This window comes from Kangiella sp. TOML190 (assembly GCF_023706045.1).
Taxonomy (GTDB): domain Bacteria; phylum Pseudomonadota; class Gammaproteobacteria; order Enterobacterales; family Kangiellaceae; genus Kangiella.
The window spans coordinates 1,047,836-1,068,736 of sequence record NZ_BQYL01000001.1; the positions used below are offsets into that span (position 1 = coordinate 1,047,836).

General features: G+C 44.4%; 21 protein-coding genes. 15 read left to right on the forward strand and 6 right to left on the reverse strand.

Annotated elements, in window-relative coordinates; all coding sequences use genetic code 11:
• Window positions 1-100 precede the first annotated feature (100 nt).
• The 4 genes from NFS34_RS05050 to NFS34_RS05065 form a co-directional block, all read right to left on the reverse strand.
• Window positions 101-436 carry a zinc ribbon domain-containing protein YjdM gene (locus tag NFS34_RS05050; protein ID WP_251358804.1) on the reverse strand — a complete coding sequence of 112 codons (336 nt, stop codon included), beginning with the start codon at window positions 434-436 and terminating at the stop codon, window positions 101-103.
• Window positions 437-579: 143 nt separating this feature from the next.
• Window positions 580-957, reverse strand: coding sequence for a hypothetical protein (locus NFS34_RS05055; protein WP_251358806.1), 378 nt, complete (start codon window positions 955-957; stop codon window positions 580-582).
• Between the two features lie 74 nt (window positions 958-1,031).
• Window positions 1,032-2,084 carry an NAD(P)-dependent alcohol dehydrogenase gene (locus NFS34_RS05060; RefSeq protein ID WP_251358807.1) on the reverse strand — a complete coding sequence of 351 codons (1,053 nt, stop codon included), beginning with the start codon at window positions 2,082-2,084 and terminating at the stop codon, window positions 1,032-1,034.
• A gap of 139 nt (window positions 2,085-2,223) precedes the next feature.
• Complete coding sequence (locus tag NFS34_RS05065; protein ID WP_251358808.1) at window positions 2,224-2,727, reverse strand: transposase; 504 nt, start codon at window positions 2,725-2,727, stop codon at window positions 2,224-2,226.
• 330 nt (window positions 2,728-3,057) lie between these two features.
• Between NFS34_RS05065 and NFS34_RS05070 the strand changes: the two genes are divergently transcribed.
• From NFS34_RS05070 to tfpZ, 4 genes are all read left to right on the forward strand, one after another.
• Window positions 3,058-3,348: a co-chaperone GroES gene (locus NFS34_RS05070; RefSeq protein WP_251358809.1), complete on the forward strand. Its 291-nt coding sequence runs from the start codon at window positions 3,058-3,060 to the stop codon at window positions 3,346-3,348.
• A gap of 42 nt (window positions 3,349-3,390) precedes the next feature.
• On the forward strand, window positions 3,391-5,037 hold the full coding sequence (groL, locus tag NFS34_RS05075; RefSeq protein WP_251360295.1) for a chaperonin GroEL: 1,647 nt from the start codon (window positions 3,391-3,393) through the stop codon (window positions 5,035-5,037).
• Between the two features lie 261 nt (window positions 5,038-5,298).
• Window positions 5,299-6,321 carry a hypothetical protein gene (locus NFS34_RS05080; RefSeq protein ID WP_251358810.1) on the forward strand — a complete coding sequence of 341 codons (1,023 nt, stop codon included), beginning with the start codon at window positions 5,299-5,301 and terminating at the stop codon, window positions 6,319-6,321.
• Window positions 6,322-6,419: 98 nt separating this feature from the next.
• On the forward strand, window positions 6,420-7,124 hold the full coding sequence (gene tfpZ / locus NFS34_RS05085) for a TfpX/TfpZ family type IV pilin accessory protein (RefSeq protein ID WP_251358811.1): 705 nt from the start codon (window positions 6,420-6,422) through the stop codon (window positions 7,122-7,124).
• 16 nt (window positions 7,125-7,140) lie between these two features.
• On the opposite strand, the gene NFS34_RS05090 is transcribed toward tfpZ, so the two are convergent.
• Window positions 7,141-7,578, reverse strand: coding sequence for a YiiD C-terminal domain-containing protein (locus NFS34_RS05090; protein ID WP_251358812.1), 438 nt, complete (start codon window positions 7,576-7,578; stop codon window positions 7,141-7,143).
• A 123-nt stretch (window positions 7,579-7,701) separates the two neighbouring features.
• Here NFS34_RS05090 and NFS34_RS05095 point away from each other — a divergent pair, with 123 nt between their 5' ends.
• The 9 genes from NFS34_RS05095 to NFS34_RS05135 all read left to right on the forward strand — a co-directional run bounded on the left by NFS34_RS05095 (window position 7,702) and on the right by NFS34_RS05135 (window position 17,980).
• Window positions 7,702-9,546, forward strand: a complete 1,845-nt coding sequence (locus NFS34_RS05095) for a VWA domain-containing protein (RefSeq protein ID WP_251358813.1) — start codon at window positions 7,702-7,704, stop codon at window positions 9,544-9,546.
• A gap of 45 nt (window positions 9,547-9,591) precedes the next feature.
• On the forward strand, window positions 9,592-10,284 hold the full coding sequence (locus NFS34_RS05100; RefSeq protein ID WP_251358814.1) for a sigma-70 family RNA polymerase sigma factor: 693 nt from the start codon (window positions 9,592-9,594) through the stop codon (window positions 10,282-10,284).
• Window positions 10,285-10,303: 19 nt separating this feature from the next.
• The gene (locus NFS34_RS05105; protein ID WP_251358816.1) at window positions 10,304-11,287 is read left to right on the forward strand and encodes a hypothetical protein; all 984 of its coding nucleotides are present in this window, start codon (window positions 10,304-10,306) and stop codon (window positions 11,285-11,287) included.
• A gap of 242 nt (window positions 11,288-11,529) precedes the next feature.
• Entirely contained in the window at window positions 11,530-12,696 is a 1,167-nt protein-coding gene (coxB, locus tag NFS34_RS05110; RefSeq protein ID WP_251358817.1) for a cytochrome c oxidase subunit II, read from the forward strand.
• Window positions 12,697-12,698: 2 nt separating this feature from the next.
• A complete protein-coding gene (gene ctaD / locus NFS34_RS05115; protein WP_251358818.1) occupies window positions 12,699-14,258 on the forward strand; it encodes a cytochrome c oxidase subunit I in 1,560 nt (519 codons plus the stop codon).
• A 53-nt stretch (window positions 14,259-14,311) separates the two neighbouring features.
• Window positions 14,312-14,923, forward strand: coding sequence for a cytochrome c oxidase assembly protein (locus tag NFS34_RS05120; protein ID WP_251358819.1), 612 nt, complete (start codon window positions 14,312-14,314; stop codon window positions 14,921-14,923).
• A gap of 22 nt (window positions 14,924-14,945) precedes the next feature.
• The gene (locus NFS34_RS05125; RefSeq protein WP_251358820.1) at window positions 14,946-15,866 is read left to right on the forward strand and encodes a cytochrome c oxidase subunit 3; all 921 of its coding nucleotides are present in this window, start codon (window positions 14,946-14,948) and stop codon (window positions 15,864-15,866) included.
• A 100-nt stretch (window positions 15,867-15,966) separates the two neighbouring features.
• Window positions 15,967-17,610 carry a hypothetical protein gene (locus tag NFS34_RS05130; protein WP_251358822.1) on the forward strand — a complete coding sequence of 548 codons (1,644 nt, stop codon included), beginning with the start codon at window positions 15,967-15,969 and terminating at the stop codon, window positions 17,608-17,610.
• A 208-nt stretch (window positions 17,611-17,818) separates the two neighbouring features.
• The gene (locus tag NFS34_RS05135; RefSeq protein ID WP_251358824.1) at window positions 17,819-17,980 is read left to right on the forward strand and encodes a hypothetical protein; all 162 of its coding nucleotides are present in this window, start codon (window positions 17,819-17,821) and stop codon (window positions 17,978-17,980) included.
• Here the strand turns inward: NFS34_RS05135 and NFS34_RS05140 are convergent.
• Entirely contained in the window at window positions 17,977-19,101 is a 1,125-nt protein-coding gene (locus NFS34_RS05140) for a glycosyltransferase family 9 protein (protein ID WP_251358825.1), read from the reverse strand. The two genes, NFS34_RS05135 and NFS34_RS05140, sit on opposite strands and share 4 nt — an antisense overlap.
• Window positions 19,102-19,113: 12 nt before the next feature.
• Between NFS34_RS05140 and NFS34_RS05145 the strand changes: the two genes are divergently transcribed.
• The gene (locus NFS34_RS05145; protein WP_251358827.1) at window positions 19,114-19,830 is read left to right on the forward strand and encodes a 3-deoxy-D-manno-octulosonic acid kinase; all 717 of its coding nucleotides are present in this window, start codon (window positions 19,114-19,116) and stop codon (window positions 19,828-19,830) included.
• A 105-nt stretch (window positions 19,831-19,935) separates the two neighbouring features.
• The gene (locus NFS34_RS05150; RefSeq protein WP_251358829.1) at window positions 19,936-20,901 is read left to right on the forward strand and encodes a hypothetical protein; all 966 of its coding nucleotides are present in this window, start codon (window positions 19,936-19,938) and stop codon (window positions 20,899-20,901) included.

The following is a 20,901-nucleotide window of genomic DNA, read 5'->3' on the forward strand; positions in this document are numbered from 1 at the left end:
GTCTAAGTTCAAGCAAAAAGGTGAAGCAGTTGGCAAATTGCGCTATTAGTTGGCAGATTAATTAATGTAAGCCCTGCGCTTTTATACGGCCTTTATTTATCTAGGCTTTTTTCACGAAAGCGGCGGTGATCATCATTTCGCCCGCGCCATCGACTTTACAGTCGAGTTCGTGATCTTTGCCGTCTTTAATGCGTCTGATCAAAGCTTTAGTGCCAATTTTTAGCACTTGCGAACTGCCTTTTACCTTTAAGTCTTTGATAAAAGTGACTTTATCGCCCGCGACTAATTCAGTGCCATTGGCATCTTTAGCGGTTGGCTCATCACTTTCAGCGTTTTCATCAGGATTCCACTCAAAAGCACATTCAGGACAAATTAGCTGCTGCATGTCTTGATAAACATACTCGGAGTTACATTGTGGGCAAGGCGGTAAAGACATAATTTACTAGCTGTTGAATTAAATAAGACAATTGTAGAGGATAGATGAGTTAGGGAGAAGCATAAACCTCAATATTCGTTTGAGTATGGCCGCTATGAGTTCAAAAGTTTAATCTCGGCCTTATATCGCACTTGCTTTTATATTCAACTTGCACCATAGCTGGCTAGCAACCCGATGGGGAGGAGTAATGTCCATTGCGGTAGCTTGATAAACACTTTGTTTGCAAAAAAGTACCAGCCAACCGCAATAAATACTAATGCAAACAGAAGGTATAGCGCCCCTACAAGCCTAGTGGCTAAATAGAACGCTTGCAGATCATGCCAACCTACATATAAAAGCGCTAGGGAGCTAACAAATAAGGTAACTGAAACAAGGTGCCAGCATGCCAGTAGCGTCGCTTTCGGAACATCTTCCAGATTGGACTTTAGGAAAGGTCGAACAGGATCTGCTTGACCAGCGAAAAGGTGAATTAGCGCGGTTAAAAGCCCAAGTCCGCCAGCACTTAATATCCACACATTCATAATGGCCTCCGACAGCTCAGGTGGAAACAACTATTCGCTGCATCTTATTGGTTATTCTAAAAGTAGCGATTGTGCTAGGCTTGTTGCTTTAAGGATTGCATATCAATCACAAAACGGTATTTCACATCCGATTTCATGACCCGTTCATAAGCGGTGTTAATGTCTTGCATATCGATCATTTCGATGTCGGAAACGATATTATGTGCGGCACAAAAGTCCAGCATTTCCTGAGTTTCTTTAATACCACCAATTAAGGAACCTGCAACTACTTTGCGACCAAAGGCCAATGGCAAGGTATGTAGCTGGGTTGGCGAAGCGCCGACAATGGCCATGGTTTTGCCCAGTTTCAGCAGGTTGATATAAGGCGTCATATCGTGTTCGACGGGAATGGTATTAAGCAAAAAGTCGAAAGTGCCAGCGTGCGCCGCCATCTGTGCTTCGTCTTGAGAAACCAAAACCTCGCTGGCGCCCAGTCTTTTCGCATCTTCGCCTTTTTCGAGCGAGCGCGTGATCATAATCACTTCGGCGCCCATAGCCGCCGCAAGCTTGACACCCATATGGCCAAGGCCGCCTAGGCCAATCACCCCAACTTTATCGCCACTTTTAACCCCCCATTGCTTGAGTGGAGAGTAGCTGGTGATCCCAGCACATAACAATGGCGCCACCCCTTTGGCATCTAAATCCTCAGATACCTTTAACACAAAATCTTGATCAACAACAATTTGCGTGGAGTAGCCGCCTTGAGTAATGGCATCGTTGCCATGCGGATCAGGGCTGCCATAGGTCATGATCATGCCTTTTTCGCAATGCTGCTCCAGATCTTGCTCGCAAGCTGAGCAGACGCGACAAGAATCCACCATACAGCCAACGCCCACTAGATCGCCTGCGGCAAAGCCTTGAGTATCGGAGCCGACTGCGGTTACGCGACCAACAATTTCATGCCCAGGAACGACAGGATAAATAGAATTCCCCCAGTCATTGTGCGCAACATGAATATCGCTATGGCAAACCCCACAAAACAAAATATCAATCAAGACATCCTTAGCGCCTAATTCGCGGCGATTAAAATCATAAGGTTTTAAAACATCGGTAGCATTATAGGCGGCGTAAGATTTGGTAGGCTTCATAATGGGTACTCCTTATACGATGACTTTTAGTCTAGCAGAATTGGCAAATTAATCGTAGGTTGGTGGTGAGCAGCGCGAACCCCAACGATTAGGTATCGCCTTTGTTGTAGGTTAGGGTGAGTTTATGAACCTCGACAAATTATTCACCAAAGACAATTTTTGTATCATCTTGCCAAGCCCAATCATGACTTATAACTCCTTGCTTGATAAACCGATGAATACTTGAATATTGCCAATCTGCTGCTCGTTGGCAATAACCATGCCTAACAGGGTTGTAATGAATATAATTTACATGGTTCTCAAAGTCCTGTGGATCACGAATCAAATGCTCCCAGAAACGCTTTTGCCAGACAACTGGCTTTGAACTGTTTGGGTTTAATTGATTGAGATGGCGGGTGAAATGTTGCTTGATAAGCCCAATTCGGGTTGAAAAGTCATCATCAGCGGGCAGCGTCATTATCAAGTGCAAATGATCAGGCAAAACCACAATAGCATCAATGGTAAAAGGATGACGACTCTTAACATACCGAAAAGATTCGCGAAGCAAATCAACATGATCGGTTAATAAAGTCTGTTTTCGATTGTAAAGATTAATAGTGAAAAAATAAGTGCCACCATCAACATAAGCACGTCGATATTGCATAATCATCCTTGATTATTGGTATTGATTTTTAGTGTAGCAAAATGTATAGATTAATCGTAGGTTGGCGGTGAGCAGCGCGAACCCCAACAGTTAGACATCGGCTTTGTTGTAGGTTAGGGTGAGTTTACGAACCCTAACATTGATAGTATGGATTGATTGTCGGGGTTCACAAGTTCACCCCGACCTACGTTAAATCGCCAATCCAACATACAACTCAAAAAATTAGCACTCAATCCCCTTGAGTGCTAAAATTTCGTCCCCATATCTTGGTCACTTATTAATTTATAAGTCTCAAATCTAACCAAATAAGAGATAGTTTAGGAGAGTAAAATGAGCTTACGTCCATTACATGACCGCGTTGTAGTTAAACGCATTGAAGAAGAGGCTCTTTCTGCTGGCGGTATCGTAATTCCTGATAACGCTAAAGAAAAAGCAAACAAAGGCACAGTGATTGCTGTGGGTAACGGTAAGGCATTGGATAACGGCGATGTTCGCGCGGTATCTGTGAATGAAGGCGACGTTGTATTGTTCGGTCAATACGCTGGCCAAGAAGTTAAGGTCGACGGCGATAAGTTATTGATTTTGAAAGAAGACGAAATTTTTGCTGTTATCGAAGCATAATCGATACAGATAACTGAATTTAAAAGCATTTAGAGGAATTTAATCATGGCTAAAGACGTACGTTTTGGTGATGAAGCTCGCGCAGGCATGTTGCGTGGTGTTAATACTTTGGCGAACGCGGTTCGCGTAACTTTGGGCCCTAAGGGTCGTAATGTGGTGTTAGACAAGTCTTTCGGCGCGCCGACCATCACTAAAGATGGTGTATCGGTTGCTAAGGAAATCGAATTAGAAGATAAGTTCGAGAACATGGGCGCACAAATGTTGAAAGAAGTGGCGTCACAAACTAACGATATCGCTGGTGACGGTACTACCACTGCGACTGTATTGGCGCAATCTATCGTTAACGAAGGTTTGAAAGCGGTTGCTGCTGGCATGAATCCAATGGATTTAAAGCGCGGTATCGACAAGGCTGTTTCTGTGGCGGTCGAAGAATTGAAAGCGATTTCGGTTCCTTGCGAAGACGAGACGGCGATTGCTCAGGTAGGTACTATCTCTGCGAACTCTGATGTTTCTGTGGGTAAGATCATTGCTGAAGCGATGAACAAGGTTGGCAAAGAAGGCGTTATTACGGTTGAAGAAGGTTCAGGCTTACACAACGAGCTAGACGTGGTTGAAGGTATGCAATTCGATCGCGGTTACTTATCGCCGTATTTTGTTACGAATGCAGAAAATATGACCGCGGAATTGGAAAACCCATTCGTCTTATTGGTGGACAAGAAAATCGCTAACATCCGCGACTTATTACCAATCTTAGAAGGCGTTGCCAAAGCTGGTCGTCCTTTGTTGATTATCGCGGAAGACGTTGAAGGCGAAGCCTTAGCGACGTTAGTGGTAAACAATATGCGTGGTATCGTCAAAGTTGCTGCGGTTAAAGCGCCTGGTTTCGGCGACCGTCGTAAGGCGATGTTAGAAGATATTGCTATCTTAACGGGCGCGACTGTTATTTCTGAAGAAGTGGGCATGAGCCTAGAAGCGGCTGAAGTTGAGCACTTAGGTTCTGCTAAGCGCGTTCAAATCAGCAAAGAAAACACCACCATTATTGATGGCGTTGGTAACCCGGCAAACATTGAAGCGCGTGTTTCTCAAATTCGTGCACAAATCGAAGAAACCACTTCGGATTACGACAAAGAAAAACTTCAAGAGCGCGTAGCTAAGCTAGCTGGCGGTGTTGCAGTGATTAAAGTTGGCGCAGCGACTGAAGTTGAGATGAAAGAAAAGAAAGATCGCGTTGATGATGCTTTGCACGCGACTCGTGCTGCGGTAGAAGAAGGCGTGGTTGCTGGCGGTGGTACTGCCTTAGTGCGCGTTTTATCTAAGCTAGCAGATCTAAAAGGCGACAACGAAGATCAAAACGTTGGTGTTCAAATCGCATTACGCGCAATGCAATCACCATTACGCCAAATCGCGTCTAATTCAGGCGACGAAGCCGCAGTGGTTATCGACACCGTAGCTAAAGGCGATGGTAACTACGGTTACAACGCGGCGACTGGCGAATATGGCGATGTTGTTGAGATGGGTATCCTAGATCCAGCTAAAGTAACCCGTTCAGCGCTACAAAACGCTGCGTCAGTTGCTGGTCTTATGATCACCACGGAAGCCATGATTACTGACTTACCTCAACCTGAAGCTCCAGCTGCGCCTGATATGGGTGGTATGGGCGGTATGGGTGGTATGCCTGGTATGATGTAATTTTGTAAGCTTTTTGATTCACTGACTTTGTTGTGACGATTACTGCGTTGCTCACCTATTTAATATAGGCTCTGCTACTCGATAATCATCACGCCGCGTCAGTAAACAAAAATCTAGACAAAATACTGCTCGATTAAAAAGCTCCTTTTTAGGAGCTTTTTTATTATTCATCCTTAGTTCAGGCTATCAGGAGTATCGTGAATTGTGCAATATTTAAACAATAAGATTATGATATCTTATTGAATTATGGAGGATGGTGTTATGAAAAAGGTATTTGTATTAAGCACTATATTGATAGCAACGAATCAAACAGCTTTGGCTAATAAAGTAGATAAGTTGGAACTTAAGCCAGAGAGCGGCTTTTCAGAAGTTTCAAGGGTGAATGTTTATTCCACCAATGGTGAAAAGTGGAATAAGATTGATAAAACCAAACTCGGCATGTTCTCTGTTGAGTTGAAAGCGAAATGTCGCTTTGAGGGTAAAGGGAATAAAGCCTACAAAGGAGCTTTCTGGCTGGATGGGTTTGAAGCGGCTGGTAATAAGTATCCCGAGGATAAATATATTCCGCATGCGGATTTTGCCAGAGGCGCATTTAGGTATGTTGCTAGTGACGAGGTTAATCCGGTTAAAGCTTGCAATACGGAGTTAGAAAAACGGTTATCGGAAGATGCGAGTAAGTCTAAATATGATATCTTGGCGGAAGGGTTTAGTATCAACTACCCAGCGGCCTTCACGGCTACTTACAATCTAACTTGTTATCCTACCGGTCTGGGCGCCTTGGATAATAAAAAGCGCTCGGTAAAGGTGAACGCCGTGTTTAATTGCCTAGCTTCTGATCTGGCAAAAGAGAAAATCCCGAAACCAAAACCTAAGCCTGTTCCAATTAAAAAGGCGCAATTGGTGGATCTAGTCAAGGATATAAAGTTTGCCCCAAAAGTAACAAATATTGTTGCTGCTTGCCCAGCGGCCGTTGAGTTTAATGGCTCTATCGCGACCAACCGCCCTGGTGTGGTCGAGTATCGGTATGTCAGTCACGATGGGCGTAAGTCGCCTAAACTAAAATTAGAGTTCGATAAGGCGGGTAAAAAGCCATTGCGGGTATGGAAAAGAACCATTAATAAAGGTGATGGCGGCAACATGGCTAGAGCCACAAGCAAAGGCAAAACGTCTTATGACTATCAAGGCTGGTACCGTTTAGAAATTGTATCGCCCAAAGGAGTGAAAAGCATTAAACGCAACTACACTCTGACCTGTAAAAAAGACGACATGAAATTTAAGAATTAGTACTGAGTTTATTGCAGCCTCGCAAACGCGGGGCTTTTTTTTGCTTGATAAAAGCGGTAATATTTTTCGCAAGTTAAGTTATCACAGTATAAATCAATATGACTCGAGTTCGTGCGGCTTTAACCCACTTTGGGATCAGCGTTATCGTCTTTGCGCTGTTTTTATCTTTGGTCTTTTTTGTTTGGTATGCATGGCCATTTAACCTTACTCAAGGGATTGCCGAGATTGTTTATATCATGGCTGGGGTTGACGTAGTGCTGGGGCCTTTGTTGACTTTAATCGTCTTTAAGTCGGGCAAGAAGAGCTTGAAGTTTGATTTGTCGGTGATTGCCGCAATACAGATCGCTGCGCTGGTTTATGGCGCTAGCGTTATCTATAAAGAACGTCCTGCTTATATCGTTTTTAACGTGGATCGTTTTAGTGTGGTAGAGATTAGCGATATTAATATGCAAGATAGTCCCATCCCTGAGCAGGTCGTGGGTATCTTCGAGAAGCCACGACTGATTTTTGCGGAAAGGGCTTCGGGTGATGATGCTTTTGAAATTATGCTGAATGCCGCTGCGGGTGGTAAAGATATTGATCGCCTGCCAAAGTTCTACCGCGATTATCATACCAATAAGCTCGAGGTGATTCGGGGTACTAAGCCTGCCAAATCGCTGCCCGTTGATGCTGGGCCGATTGATATGATCGAGCATATTCATTATGCGCCGGTGGTGGGCAAAAAGCGAAACATCGTTGCGCTATTGGACAATCGTACTGGCGAAGTTCTGGAGTATCGTCTGGTTGATCCTTGGGGTGAATAATCAGGTTGTTAGCTGTTTATAAGACCGCGTAAGCACCTTCAAAGGAAGCTTTAACCTGCTCATTTTCGATCACTTCGACCAGCAGCTTGAGTTTCGATCGGCCTTTGCTATTTAGCTGTTTTTCAAATAAGGTCAGCTGCTCATCACTAGGTAGCTTGGTGCGAGCGATAATGTCACCTTTGATAGGTTGTAAATAGTTGATTTGTGCTTTCCCTAACACCACTGAGCCTTTTAAACCCTCTTGTTTTAAGTGGTTTGTCAGTAGCGACCAGCCAGCCAGAGTTGCGGTGGTATAGATGCTGCCGGCAAAAGCGGTTTGGTGGATATTTTTATTCGCTTCAAAGGGCGCTTTGATTTCGATATCAGACTTACTCAACTTTTGTACCTCTATCGCCATGGCTTGGGTGATAGGAATCTCTTGATACAGCAGCTGTTGCAGTTCATGCGGCGTCATTATTAGTTTTTAATCTATGTTGACAAGGCTATTGCCTAAATCTTAGCAATTTAACCGCTAAAAATAACCCTTTTTGTAGGCTTTGGCGTTTATAGCATCAGATTGATAACGAATAGGATGCAGATGATGAAACCCTTAATGAAGAAAACCTTAATCGCCGCTTCGGTGGCTATGGCTTTAGCCGCTTGTCAAAACCTTGAGCAAGAACCTAAGGGGGAAAAGCAAGCCAATAAATCCGATAAAGAAACAGAGTTGGTGGAACTCAATATCGCGCAAGAAGAAAAACGACAGCTTATCGAGTTACAACAAAAGCAACGACAGATTGCAAAAAAGCCAGTGACCACCACCGGCTCACGGATTATGGCTGACAGCATTGACTATAATCATACTAGTCCTCTTGTCATGCCAGTGCCGCCAGTGGCTGAAAATCGTGAAAATTATAAGCACTTTGACGATAATGGTGTTTTTGTAGTCAGCGAAAATCCAGTTTCTACCTTTAGCATTGATGTGGATACTGCCTCATACACTAATGTTCGCCGTATTTTAAATGAAGGTGTTTTACCGCCTAAAGATGCGGTGCGTTTAGAAGAGTTTATTAATTATTTTGATTACGATTTCGCAGGTTCAAAGAATCTGGAAAAGCCTTTCTCCGTCAACACCAGCGTTATGGCAGCCCCTTGGAACCAAGATGCGCATCTGGTGCAGATTGGGATTAAGGGTTATGAACCAGAAGAAAAACCTTTGCCTGCTTCTAATCTAGTGTTTTTGGTGGATGTGTCCGGCTCGATGCAAAGTCCTAAAAAATTGGGATTAGTAAAACGTTCATTAAAACTGCTGATCAAACAACTGTCTGCTAAGGATAAGGTATCTTTGGTGGTTTATGCGGGTGCTTCAGGCGTGGTGCTTGACCCCACTTCTGGTGATAACAAGATTGCAATCGAACAAGCTATTGATCGACTAACTGCTGGCGGTTCGACCAATGGTGCCGCGGGGATTGAACTGGCTTATCAAATGGCCAAACAGGGTTTTATTAAAGAAGGTATTAATCGCGTTATTTTGGCGACCGATGGCGATTTTAATGTGGGCGTTACTAATCATGAACAGTTGATGGAACTGATCGAGTCTAAGCGCAAAAGCAATATTTTCTTTAGCAGCTTGGGTTTTGGTCGCGGTAACTATAATGATCATTTGATGGAACAGCTCGCGAACAAGGGCAATGGCAATGCCGCCTATATTGACAGCTTGCAAGAAGCGAAAAAAGTGCTGGTAGATGAGCGCGCAGGAACCTTAATGACCATAGCCAAGGATGTCAAAATTCAGGTGGAATTTAATCCACAAGTGGTTAGCGAATACCGTTTGTTAGGTTATGAAAATCGTTTGCTAAACCGTGAAGATTTTAATAATGATAAGGTGGATGCTGGTGAAATTGGCGCTGGACATACTATCACTGCCCTGTATGAAGTAGTGTTGAATGACTCTAAGGCTAAGCGAGTCGATCCTTTGCGTTATTCTCAAGAACGCCAAGCGGCAGTAGAGCAACAAGCTGCCTCGGGACAAAGACTGGCGAACGAAGCGGCAATGGTCAAACTGCGCTATAAGATGCCGGATGGCGAGAGCAGCCGATTAATCCAGCAGCCGTTATACCGAACGGCTTTTGATAAGCCGCAGAGCGATAAGAATATTCAGTTTGCTGCTAGCGCTGCAGGCTTTGCTCAATTGCTGCGCGGCGGTAAGTTTGTTGGTGACTGGAATTGGCAAGATGCGATTACTTATGCTCGCCAAGCTAAAGGCAAGGATCACCACGGCTATCGAGCTGAAATGATTCGCCTAATGGAAATGGCACAGCTCTTATCGGATGAGGTATCTGACCAAGTTTCTGATGAAAAAGTTGATAGGGGCAAGGTCTCAACTAATGCCAGTACCGTCCAGAATAAAGTCCTAGTGAGTATGCAAAAGCGTCAGCGTTAGTGGTTAGTCCACAAGCGTAAGTATTATGCAGAAACTTATTTTGCCATGAGACCGGTGCTTGAAAGCTTTGGCGTTAATCGGCATCATGAGGAAACCTTAGTTAATCCTGATGATGCCTTGGACGCCAGTTTAACCAACTCTAAAGATGGTCAGTCGCCGCCAGCGGCTAAAGCTGAGTTTAGCGATGAAGCTTTGATGGCGGCTTACGCGTCGGGTAATTTACAGGCTTTTGAAGCTTTATACCTACGCCACAAGGATCCGCTGTTACGCTATTTTATACGTCAGGTAAGTCCACGAGAAACCGCCGAAGAACTATTCCAAGAAACATGGCAGAGTTTAATTAAAAATGCCAAGTCCTATAAAAGCTCGGCAAAATTTACCACTTACCTTTACACCATTGCCCACAGTCGTTTAGTGGATTTTTATCGAAAAAATGGTCGCTTAGGCGAATTTGCAATGGACGATCAGTATGCCGAGCTTGAGGCAACTAAGGATAGCCAACCAGAGCGTTTGTTGGATCTATCACAACTGGGTGAGCAATTATTGGCGGCGTTGGATCAATTGGCAGCGGCCCAGAAAGAAGTTTTTATTTTAAAATTTGAGGCGGGAATGACGGTTCCCGAAATAGCAGAATCTTTAGGTGACAACGCCGAAGCAGTTAAAAGCCGTTTGCGCTATGCGATAGCCAATTTAAAGGGGTTTTTTAAGGCAGAAGAGTTAAAAGTCGAGTCGAACTGAAGATTAGGCGGTTATATGTATGAGTAATCACGAAACTAATAGCGACAAAAACACTGAGCAAAACATTGAGCAGCAGCTTGAGGCAGCCTATCAGGCTCAATCGCAAGAGAAAACTTCGCTGGAGTTGGATCAAAATATTATGAAGATGGCGCAGGAACAACTACAAGTTGATGCTACGCCAACAAAAGGCTTCTGGGCGAGTTTATTTACCTCTAAAAAAATGAAGTATGGTTTTTCCACTGCGGCTGCACTTTTTATGACCGTTGGAATAGCCCGCTTTATGGTTTATTTAAGCCAAACGCCACAAAGCTCTTCGCAAGTAATGTCGCAAGCGGTGTCGGAAGACCTAGCGCAAAGCTCTGATCAGTATGCGGCTAAAATTTCTAGTGACATAGTCGCGGATTCGGTGACCTTTGAAAGTCCAGAAGTGTTAGTTGCCAAGGAGTCTGTTGCCAATGCCAGAACTCGAGAGTTAGCAGCCTTGAAAAAGCAAAAAAGGCCTGTTGCTGACTCGAGCAGCGATAAACCAACCAAACCAAGCTTCGTGGATAGTAGCAGTGATCAAGAGCCGCTAGCGATGGCAAAAACAAGCCCGCCGGTAGAGCTAGAAGCCGATGATAAAGCTATCCCTGCAGCTGCCGCGCCAGATAAAACTGAGTTAGCCGCTGCTCAAGTCGTGGCTGCTAAACAAGGTGCAGAGCATCAAACAGCAAGCGTAGCAGAAGTAGCCGTAGCAGAAGAAAATAGTCTGGTCATTACCGGAGCAAGAATTAAAGCCGATTCCGAAGCAGTGGGCGTTTTGGATGAAGCGGTGGCGGGATATCCTCTACCGGAAGTCTGGCTAGAAGAAATCGAAGCTTATTTAGAAGAGGGTGATCAATTAAAAGCGCTCGAAGAGTGGCAGCAATTAAAAAATACTTACCCAGAGTTTACAGCTCCTGCAAAAGTGCAAAAACAGCTCGAAGCGATCATTGAAATTGGACACAAAAACAACAAAAAATAAGAGTCAAAGGACGCTTTGCTACTGTTTTCTAAGGGATTTTTCTTTGCGTAATTGACGTTTTGGATCTAGCTTCTCACCCTCAACTCAAGTAAAATATCGCCCCTAAAATTGACTTAAATCAATGCGTTAAAAATTAATGGGGTACGGTTTCTCGATTGAGAAAATCTGATTTTTAGCACTTAAGTCTTTGATATTTTTATAATTTCCCATTTTTGGGGTTTCTATAACTAGTGGAGAGAAGCATGTCATTGTTCCGCAAAATCGCTGTGGCAGTTGCGGCCCTATCAGTCTTGGCACTGATGGGTTGTTCTGATCAAGCGTATAATATGCGTGAAGGGGTGACCGAGATCAGCAAAGAAGTTTACAGTCTGCATATGATTGTATTCTGGGTTTGCGTGGTGATCGGTGTATTCACTTTCGGCGCTATGTTCTACTCGATGTGGGCACACCGCAAGAGTAAAAATCCAAATCCAGCCAAATTTTCACACAGCACCACCGTTGAAATCATTTGGACCATTATTCCATTTATCATTCTTATCGCCTTGGCGGTTCCAGCCGTTGGTCTTTTGATCAAGATGGAAGATCCTTCGAATGCGGATATGGAAATTGTGGTTAAAGGCTGGCAGTGGAAATGGGAATACAAATATTTAGACGAAGATGACAATCCGCGTAATGATGTCAGTTTCTTCTCCAACCTAGATCAAGCTTCTCGCGACGCCAGTCTTAACTCTCCGAAATGGACATTCAGCGCGGAAAAAATTGAAGATCCGAACTATTTGTTAGAAGTCGATAATCCACTGGTGATCCCTGTCAATAAGAAAGTAAAATTCTTAGTGACAGCTGAAGATGTGATCCACTCTTTCTGGGTTCCTGATTTTTCGGTGAAAAAAGACGCCGTTCCTGGCATTATCAACGACGTTTGGGCCAATGTTCCTGAAACTGGCGTCTATCGCGGCGTTTGTGCTGAGCTTTGTGGTAAAGATCACGGCTATATGCCAATCGTGGTTAAAGTGGTTGAGCAAGCTGAGTTTGACGAATGGTACGCGGCTAAAGTCGCGGAAGCCGAAGCTGGCCCTGACTTAAGCGAACGCACCACCGCGCAGCTAATGGCTGAAGGTGAAGCAGCCTACAACAAATATTGCTCAGCTTGTCACATGCCGAACGGCCAAGGCAATGGTCCTTTCCCATCGCTGGTTGGCGCCGAGTCAATTAAAGGCGACATCACAAAGCACGTGGATATCGTCTTAAACGGTATTCCTGGTACGGCGATGCAGGCTTTTGCCGCGCAGCTTACGGAAGCGGAAATTGCGGCCATCGTGACTTATGAGCGGAACGCTTGGGGTAACGATATGGGCGATCAAGTCCAGCCTCAAGAAGTACATGACCAGAAAAATGGCGGGGGAGAATAATCATGGGTGACCATAAACCAACCGGCATTTCACGCTGGCTCTTTACAACTAACCACAAAGACATTGGTACTATGTACCTAGTCTTCTCGTTCATCATGTTCTTAATCGGTGGTGGCATGGCGATGGTCATTCGTGCCGAGCTATTCCAACCTGGTTTGCAATTTGTTGAACCTAATTTCTTCAACCAGATGACTACGCTGCATGGTCTTATCATGGTCTTTGGTGCCGTGATGCCTGCAACCGTTGGTCTTGCTAACTGGTTGATCCCAATGATGATTGGTGCGCCAGATATGGCCTTGCCAAGAATGAACAACTGGAGCTTCTGGATCTTGCCATTTGCTTTCTTCTTGTTGTTATCATCATTATTCATGGAAGGCGGCGCACCTAACTTCGGTTGGACTTTCTATGCGCCGTTATCGACCACTTACGCGCCGCCAAGCACCACCTTCTTTATTTTCGGTGTGCATATGATGGGTATTTCTTCCATCATGGGTGCGATTAACGTGATTGTGACTGTGTTTAATATGCGCGCTCCAGGCATGACTTTAATGAAGATGCCATTGTTCGTTTGGACTTGGTTAATCACCGCCTTCTTACTGGTGATGGTTATGCCTGTTCTGGCTGGCGCTGTGACCATGATGTTGACGGATATCCACTTCGGTACTTCATTCTTTGATACCGCAGGTGGTGGTGATCCGGTCTTGTTCCAGCACGTATTCTGGTTCTTCGGTCACCCTGAAGTGTACATCATGATCTTGCCAGCCTTTGGTATCGCCTCCGCGATTATCCCGACGTTCTCGCGCAAGAAACTGTTTGGTTATGCTTCAATGGTTTACGCTACCGGCTCGATTGCTTTCCTATCCTTTATCGTTTGGGCACACCATATGTTTACGGTGGGTATGCCAGTCAAAGCTGAGTTGTTCTTTATGATTGCGACCATGCTGATTGCAGTACCGACGGGTGTGAAAGTATTCAACTGGATAGCGACCATGTGGAGAGGCTCGATCACTTATGAAACGCCGATGTTATACGCTTTGGCCTTCGTGATCTTGTTCACCATTGGTGGTTTCTCAGGCGTAATGCTTGCGATCACGCCAGTGGATTGGCAGTATCACGATACTTACTTCGTGGTAGCCCACTTCCACTACGTGTTATTCCCGGGTGCGATTTTCGGTACTATGGCGGCAGTTTACTATTGGTTGCCAAAATGGACTGGGCGTATGTATGACGAGAAGTTGGCGAAAATCCACTTCTGGTTATCGATCATATTCGTTAATCTAACCTTCTTCCCAATGCACTTCTCAGGTTTGGCGGGTATGCAACGCCGTGTTCCTGACTATTCGATTATGTATTCTGATTTTAATATGTGGTCGAGTATTGGTGCGTTCGGATTGGGCTTGATGCAGTTGTTGTTCGCTTGGATCCTGATCAAGGTTTGTATCTTGAAGAAAGGTGACCAAGCAACCGGTCAAGTTTGGGAAGGTGCAGAAGGCCTTGAGTTTACTCATTTGCCATCGCCAGCACCTTATCACTCTTTCTCTACCCCACCAAAAGTAGACTAAGAGCAACTTGAACTCGTGCAGTTTTAACAGATAACGAAAAGTAGGAATAAAAAATGAGCCAAGAGCCAATTTCTCAGGAACAGTCGCAAGAGACTGTTTCTGCTGAGACAAAGCAGGAAAACCGCGTCATGACCCGCAAGTTGGTCACGGTGGCGGTGATCATGTTGGCTTTTGGTTTTGCTTTAGTGCCTTTGTACGATGTGTTTTGTGAAATCACCGGTTGGAATAGCTCCTTGGATCGGGGCCTTGCGGTCTACCAAGAACAAGAAGCCGATACCAGCCGTGAGATTAAAGTGCGTTTTGTAACCGTAACCAAGAACGACATGCCTTGGGATTTCCGGCCACTACAAACCACCATGAAAGTACATCCTGGCAAGGAATATGAAGTGGCTTTTCGAGTAAAAAACCGCGCAAACAAAAATATTATTGGGCAGGCAATTCCAAGTTTTTCCCCAGTTAGAGTGAGTCAGTATTTCAACAAAACCGAGTGCTTTTGTTTTAATCAGCAAACTTTAATGGCGGGAGCTGCAGAAGATATGCCGATGCGTTTCTTTATTGATAAAGATTTGCCAAAAGAGTATGACTCCATTACCTTGGTTTATACTTTGCATAATGTCTCGGAAGAAAACGTTGGCCCAAAATTACAAAAAGTAGCGGCAAACTAGTCGTTACCATTGGAGAAACATAATGAGTGAACAAACAACCAATAGTGAATACGGAAACTATTATGTTCCAGAGCAAAGCAAGCTACCCATAATCGGCTCTGTCGGTTTATTTGTAACTGCCTTCGGCGCAGGAAGCATGATCAATGGGGATTCGTATGGCGGTGCTGTTTTAGCTTTAGGTATTCTAATATTAGTGGGAATGCTGTCGACTTGGTGGCGCAGTACCATCAAAGAATCGATGGGCGGTTTATACAGCGCGCAAATGAGCCGCTCTTTCCGTCAAGGCATGATGTGGTTTATTACCTCGGAAGTGATGTTCTTCTTCGCTTTCTTTGGCGCTTTATTCTACATTCGAGCCTTTGTACTACCCTTGTTGGGCGGTGACTTTAATGGCGCCTCAACCCACAACCAATTGTTTCCAGACTATACGCCGCAATGGCCAATGACCGAAACTCCGGGTACGTTCGAGCCGAATGTTGGGGTAGGGCAAGTGGAGTCAGCAGTGGGAACCTGGAAAGCGATGGGTGCTTGGGGTTTGCCTGCGATCAACACTGCAATCCTTTTGACCTCTTCGTGGACGCTAACCATTGCTCACCATGCTTTACTTGAAAAAAATCGTCCAACCTTAATCGCTTTCACTTGGTTGACAGCGGCTTTAGGCGCGATCTTCTTAGGTTTGCAGGTATTTGAGTATTATGAAGCCTACGTACATTATGGCCTAACTTTAAAGAGTGGAGTCTATGGCTCAACCTTTTTTATGCTAACCGGTTTCCACGGTATGCACGTTTTGGTGGGTACTATCTTCTTGATTGTGCTTTCGGTACGCTGCTCTAAAGGCCACTTTACGCCCAAAGATCACTTTGCATTTGAAGCCGGTGCTTGGTACTGGCACTTTGTTGATGTGGTATGGGTGTTCTTGTTTATTTTCGTTTACATGATGTAACGCGAAAGTTAGCAAAAGACTGTGAAGAAACCGCCGATTGGCGGTTTTTTTTTGCCTCTGGTTAACGGTATAGTAGTTATATAAACAAAAAGGGACTGTCTTGAGTAAAGTATATCCAGTTGGGATTTTATTGATGTTAGGCGTTGGCTTGTCGCTAGTAGCTGCAGCTATGGTAGCAACAAGTCAGGTATCTTTAGCTGAAAATAAATCGACTTTGGTTATAGACGAGCGCGCGGAAACGGCTAGTTTCACAATAGCCTCGATCGAGGTTGTGGTTAATCCAATTTTCGACTTGGAGCAAGATGATGGCTGGATTTACCGGACTGCCAATAAGTTGCATATTGATACCAAGCCAAAGATTATCCTTCGCTTATTGCCGTTTCGAGAGGGGCAAACTGTTAACCAGAAGCAGTTACAAGAAGCTGAGCGTATTTTAAGGCGGCAGAAATTCTTACGCGAAGCGAAAATTGTGGCAAAAACCGATCCCCTAAAGGGCACTGCTCAACTGCAGGTACAGACTTGGGAGAATTGGACTCTCTTTCCTACTTTTAGTTTTAAGAGTGAAGGCGGAGAGGATGATCTAAGCTACGGTATTAAGGACGACAACTTCTTAGGTTTAGGAATTGGCGCAGATCTGATTTATTTTTCTGAGGAAGATCGCTCCGGCTATGTGCTGAGTTTATCTTCTGAGGCTATTAACGAAGATTATTTAAGGGCGAGTATTCGGCTAGCCGATAACTCTGACGGTGAGCGAGTAGCGATTAAGTTGGATAAGCCGTTTTATCGATTAGACGAGCGCCATGCGGCGGGAGTGGCACTGGATAGCCACCGACAGGAAGTAAGGATTGACGCCAATGAGCAAGAGGTCAATCGTTTCGATAGCAACCGCCAGTTTTCACAAGCTTTTTTTGGCTACTCAACGGGAATTACAGATAAAGGTATTTTCCGTTGGTTAGGCGGAATTACTCATGATAAGTACGACTTTGATCCTTTGACCAGCACCAGTGTCTTGCCAGAAAATCGTGACTTAACCTACCCATGGTTAGCCTTTAGTTATCAGCAAGATAAATTTACCACCACTAAAAATTTATATTTATTGGCAAAAACTGAAGACGTTCAGTTGGGTTGGCATCACTATCTGCAGTTGGGTTATAACCTTGAGACATCATATCGCGATGGTGGTTTAGTGTGGCAGCTCGATAGCGGCTACTTCGGAGTTTGGAATCAGCAGCATTGGTATCGCTATGGCTTAAGCGGTAATGGAGTGCACAGCTCTGATGATATTTCCAATAGTTACTTTTCCATTTTCTACGAGCACTTCTACCGTACTAATGCTTTCCGAAGTTGGTACTTAAAAGCGCAATATTCTGGAGCTGATAACCCTTATGTTGATCGCCCTTTGTCTTTGGGAGGGGAAACGGGGTTACGAGGTTATCCCAATGAATACCAGCATGGAAAACGACAATGGCTCATCAACCTTGAAAAGCGATTCTACCCAGATATTAATATCTACAAGCTCGCTGACGTGGCGTTCGTTGGTTTTATTGACGTTGGTAGAAATTTTGGTGAAACGCCGTATCCTAATCAAGAAAATTCGGCATTGGCAAGTGCAGGGCTGGGATTACGGTTATTCCTCACTCGCTCAAGCGGCCGCAACGTGATTAATATAAACTTTTCTCAGCCGCTCAATTCAGACTTTGTAAAAGACTTCGACGTTAGTGTGATTGTACGAACGCGTTTTTAATGTAAAACTATTTTTTTATTTACATTTCTTCACACAATCCACCTAAATTCCGGGAAACTTCAAGAAGCGTCACTTTCGACACAGTTGGTAACATCCCCTGACATCAATTTCTACTGCAATAGCGTCTAATCATTATAGTAAAACAATTTTTGTGGTGTGTTTTTTCTGGTATGAACCAATAGTGGCCAAGAGGCAAAGGGGTATTAATATGGCAACCATCGATAGTGATTCGAAAGCAAGGCTAGTGAAATATGTAGATCATAATGAGCAAGAGAGTCTAGATAACGAAGATATTTTCTTAGATTTATGTCGAGTTTTGTTAGTGATGTTAGTGGTCTTTGCGTTAGTTTACGGCGTTTGGTTCGCCTAGGACTCGTTGTGTAAAACCTTGTCGATTAGGGTTTTGACTTGCTGCTCGCTAATGTGCGCCATCAGTTGCTCACCTTTAAGACGCAGTCCCCACTCGAGTTGCTCTGCGGGTCGGTCAAATTGAACTTGGGCTAAAGGGCTATAGGCATCGGCCACCAGCTCAAGAGATAGATAAGGGCCTGTGCGACGAGGGTTACTGTGGGCATATAAACCTATCACAGGGGTGGCTTGAGTGACTGCCATATGAGCAGGGCCTGAATCGGGAGCTATTACAAGCTCTGCTTGTTTAAGCGTAACTAGTAACTGTTGCAAATTAGTTTTGCCAGCCAAATTAGCAGGCTGAGTTTCACAACAAGCAAGGATCGCTTCTACTAATTGAGTTTCTCTGATTGCTGGACTGGCGGTTAATAGCACCGGAAATCCTAAGGTTTGGCAATAATCGGCAATAGCAGCATAACGTTGCGGCAACCAATCGCGTTCGGCCTTGCTGGCGGCAGGTGAAATGACTACATAGGGTTGTTTCGGGAGCTGTTTTTCCCCCCAGCCTAGGGTTGTAGTGCTAACCGGTAGCTGCCAACATGGCGCTGAATCTGGAACACCAATTGCTCTTGCGAAATCGCGAAATCCATCTAAAACATGAAAGCCTTTTTCATTTTCGATATGACGATTCACAAACAGTGAGTGTAATTCTTTTGAGCGCTGTTTAGAGAAACCTAACTTAATTTTCGCTGGTATAAAAGCTGCGGCTAAGTTGGCACGAAAAGCTAGCTGCATTTGCAGTAAAATGTCGAATCGTTGTCCCTTTAACGTTTTTCGTAACTCTTTTCGTAATTGTGAATAAGCTTTTAATCCTTGCGCTTTATCGAATACTACAAAGTTGATATTTGCAGCATTTTTCAAGAGTTGGTATTCAATTTTTCCGATAATCCAAGTGATTTCTGCTTGCGGATAGTGCTGTTGGATCGCTTGAACGCTGGAGAGTGCGTGACAGACATCGCCAATCGCGGATAAGCGTAAAATGCAGATCTTGGGATTGCTTGGTAATGAAATCTTGGTCATGGCGCCAACAGATTTGAGACTTGCTTGAATTTTAAGGTATAGTGGCGGATAAACCAAATTCAATATCGCATTCTTTTGAAAGTCGTTAAATTAAATGAAAAAGAATGGTTGGTAACGGAAAAAAAATACCGATCAATAGTGACTAGGGACTGGTTTGATCCCAACTATTGGCAGCAACAAGATGCAATAGATGGACAATCCTTGGGTCGTGGTACCACTTACCTCTTTTCACACCTTAACAAAGGTTATGTGCTGCGGCATTATCGTCGTGGCGGTTTGGTGGGTAAAGTTATTGAGAAAAGTTATCTTTTTAATGGGATCCAAGTTACCCGTGCTTATCGAGAACTAAAGTTATTAAAGGCACTTCGGAAAAAGAAGTTGCCTGTACCTAAACCAGTCGCCGCTTTCGTTCGGGTCGAGAATCTACGCTATCAAGCAGCCATTGTTATTCGTCTGATTAAAAATGCGCAGGATTTATTTCACTACCTTCGACAAAAACCGCTTTCAGAAGATCAGTGGCAGCAAGTTGGCGCTATGATTAAGCAATTTCACGAGCAAGGTTTAGATCACGCCGATCTGAATATCCATAATATTATGCTTAACGCAAAAGGAAAATTTTGGTTAATTGATTTCGATAAAAGCGAATTGATACGGCCTAATCATCCGCGTTTAGGGAAAAATTTACAGCGTTTATTACGCTCTCTACGCAAAGAAAAGGAAAAGCACCCTGATTTTCAATGGCAAGAATCTGACTGGGCAGCGTTGCTGCTTGGTTATCACGAGCAGCAGTAACCCACCGCGATATTCATCCTAGCAAGAGTTTGTTAGCACAAGTTTTGTAACAACTCTTAGCTTTGGTTGACGGAAAAGTAGCGGTAAGCACTTTACACTGCAGTTATGGAAAACACTAAAGTAACATTCAAGTCCTCAAAGCGCTCGCTAAGACTAAAGACTTTCTTGCTGATAGGGCTACTCAGTCTTTTAATACCGAATTTGATCCGTGCGGAAAGCTTGCGCGTCAAGAACAGTCGGCTGGAGGTTAGTTTTTCCGGAAGCTTCAACCAAGAACAACGTCAGATGCTGCTCGGTTGGATCAAGGAAATGGCAACTTCTGTGACTGACATTTATGGTGAGTTTCCGCTGGATAGAGCCAAAGTCAAATTGGTGCGTAGTTATTCTTGGCGCGAGCCTGTGCCTTGGGGCGAAGTTCAGCGATGGCAACAAAGTCAGGTGGTCTTGCACGTCAATCCGGAGTTTGGTTATCAGCGAGTAAGGGGCGACTGGACTGCAGTGCACGAAATGAGCCATTTGCTATTGCCTTATGCGGGCGAGCGTGGACGCTGGTTGTCTGAGGGGCTCGCGAGTTATTATCAAAATATTGCGCGTGGTAATTCTGGGCTTTTATCGGAAAAAGAAACTTGGCAAAAACTGTTTCATGGCTTTCGACGAGGAGAAAGGAGCAGCAAACGTTATCCGCAACCGCTATCGAAAGTGACCCGTCGCAGAGGCAGCACCATGCGCATTTATTGGAGTGGCGCAGCTTACTTTCTAAAAGTAGATTTAGCACTGCGCCAAGCTTCTAATGGAAACCAGTCCTTACCAACGGTGCTTAAACAGTACAAAGATTGTTGTTTGCCAAACCATCGACCAACTTCGGCTCTGAGTATTGTGAGTAAGTTGGACGAATTATCCGGGACGGGTATTTTTTCAAAAGAGTATGAACAAATAATTCATAGCAAAGTGTTTCCGGATTATCGGTCGGCGTTTGAAGATTTAGGCATAAAATTGGGCTGGGGCGGAGTATCCTTTACTGTTGATCCAACTAAAGAGCAACTCAGACGCGCGATAGTTAAATCTGACTAA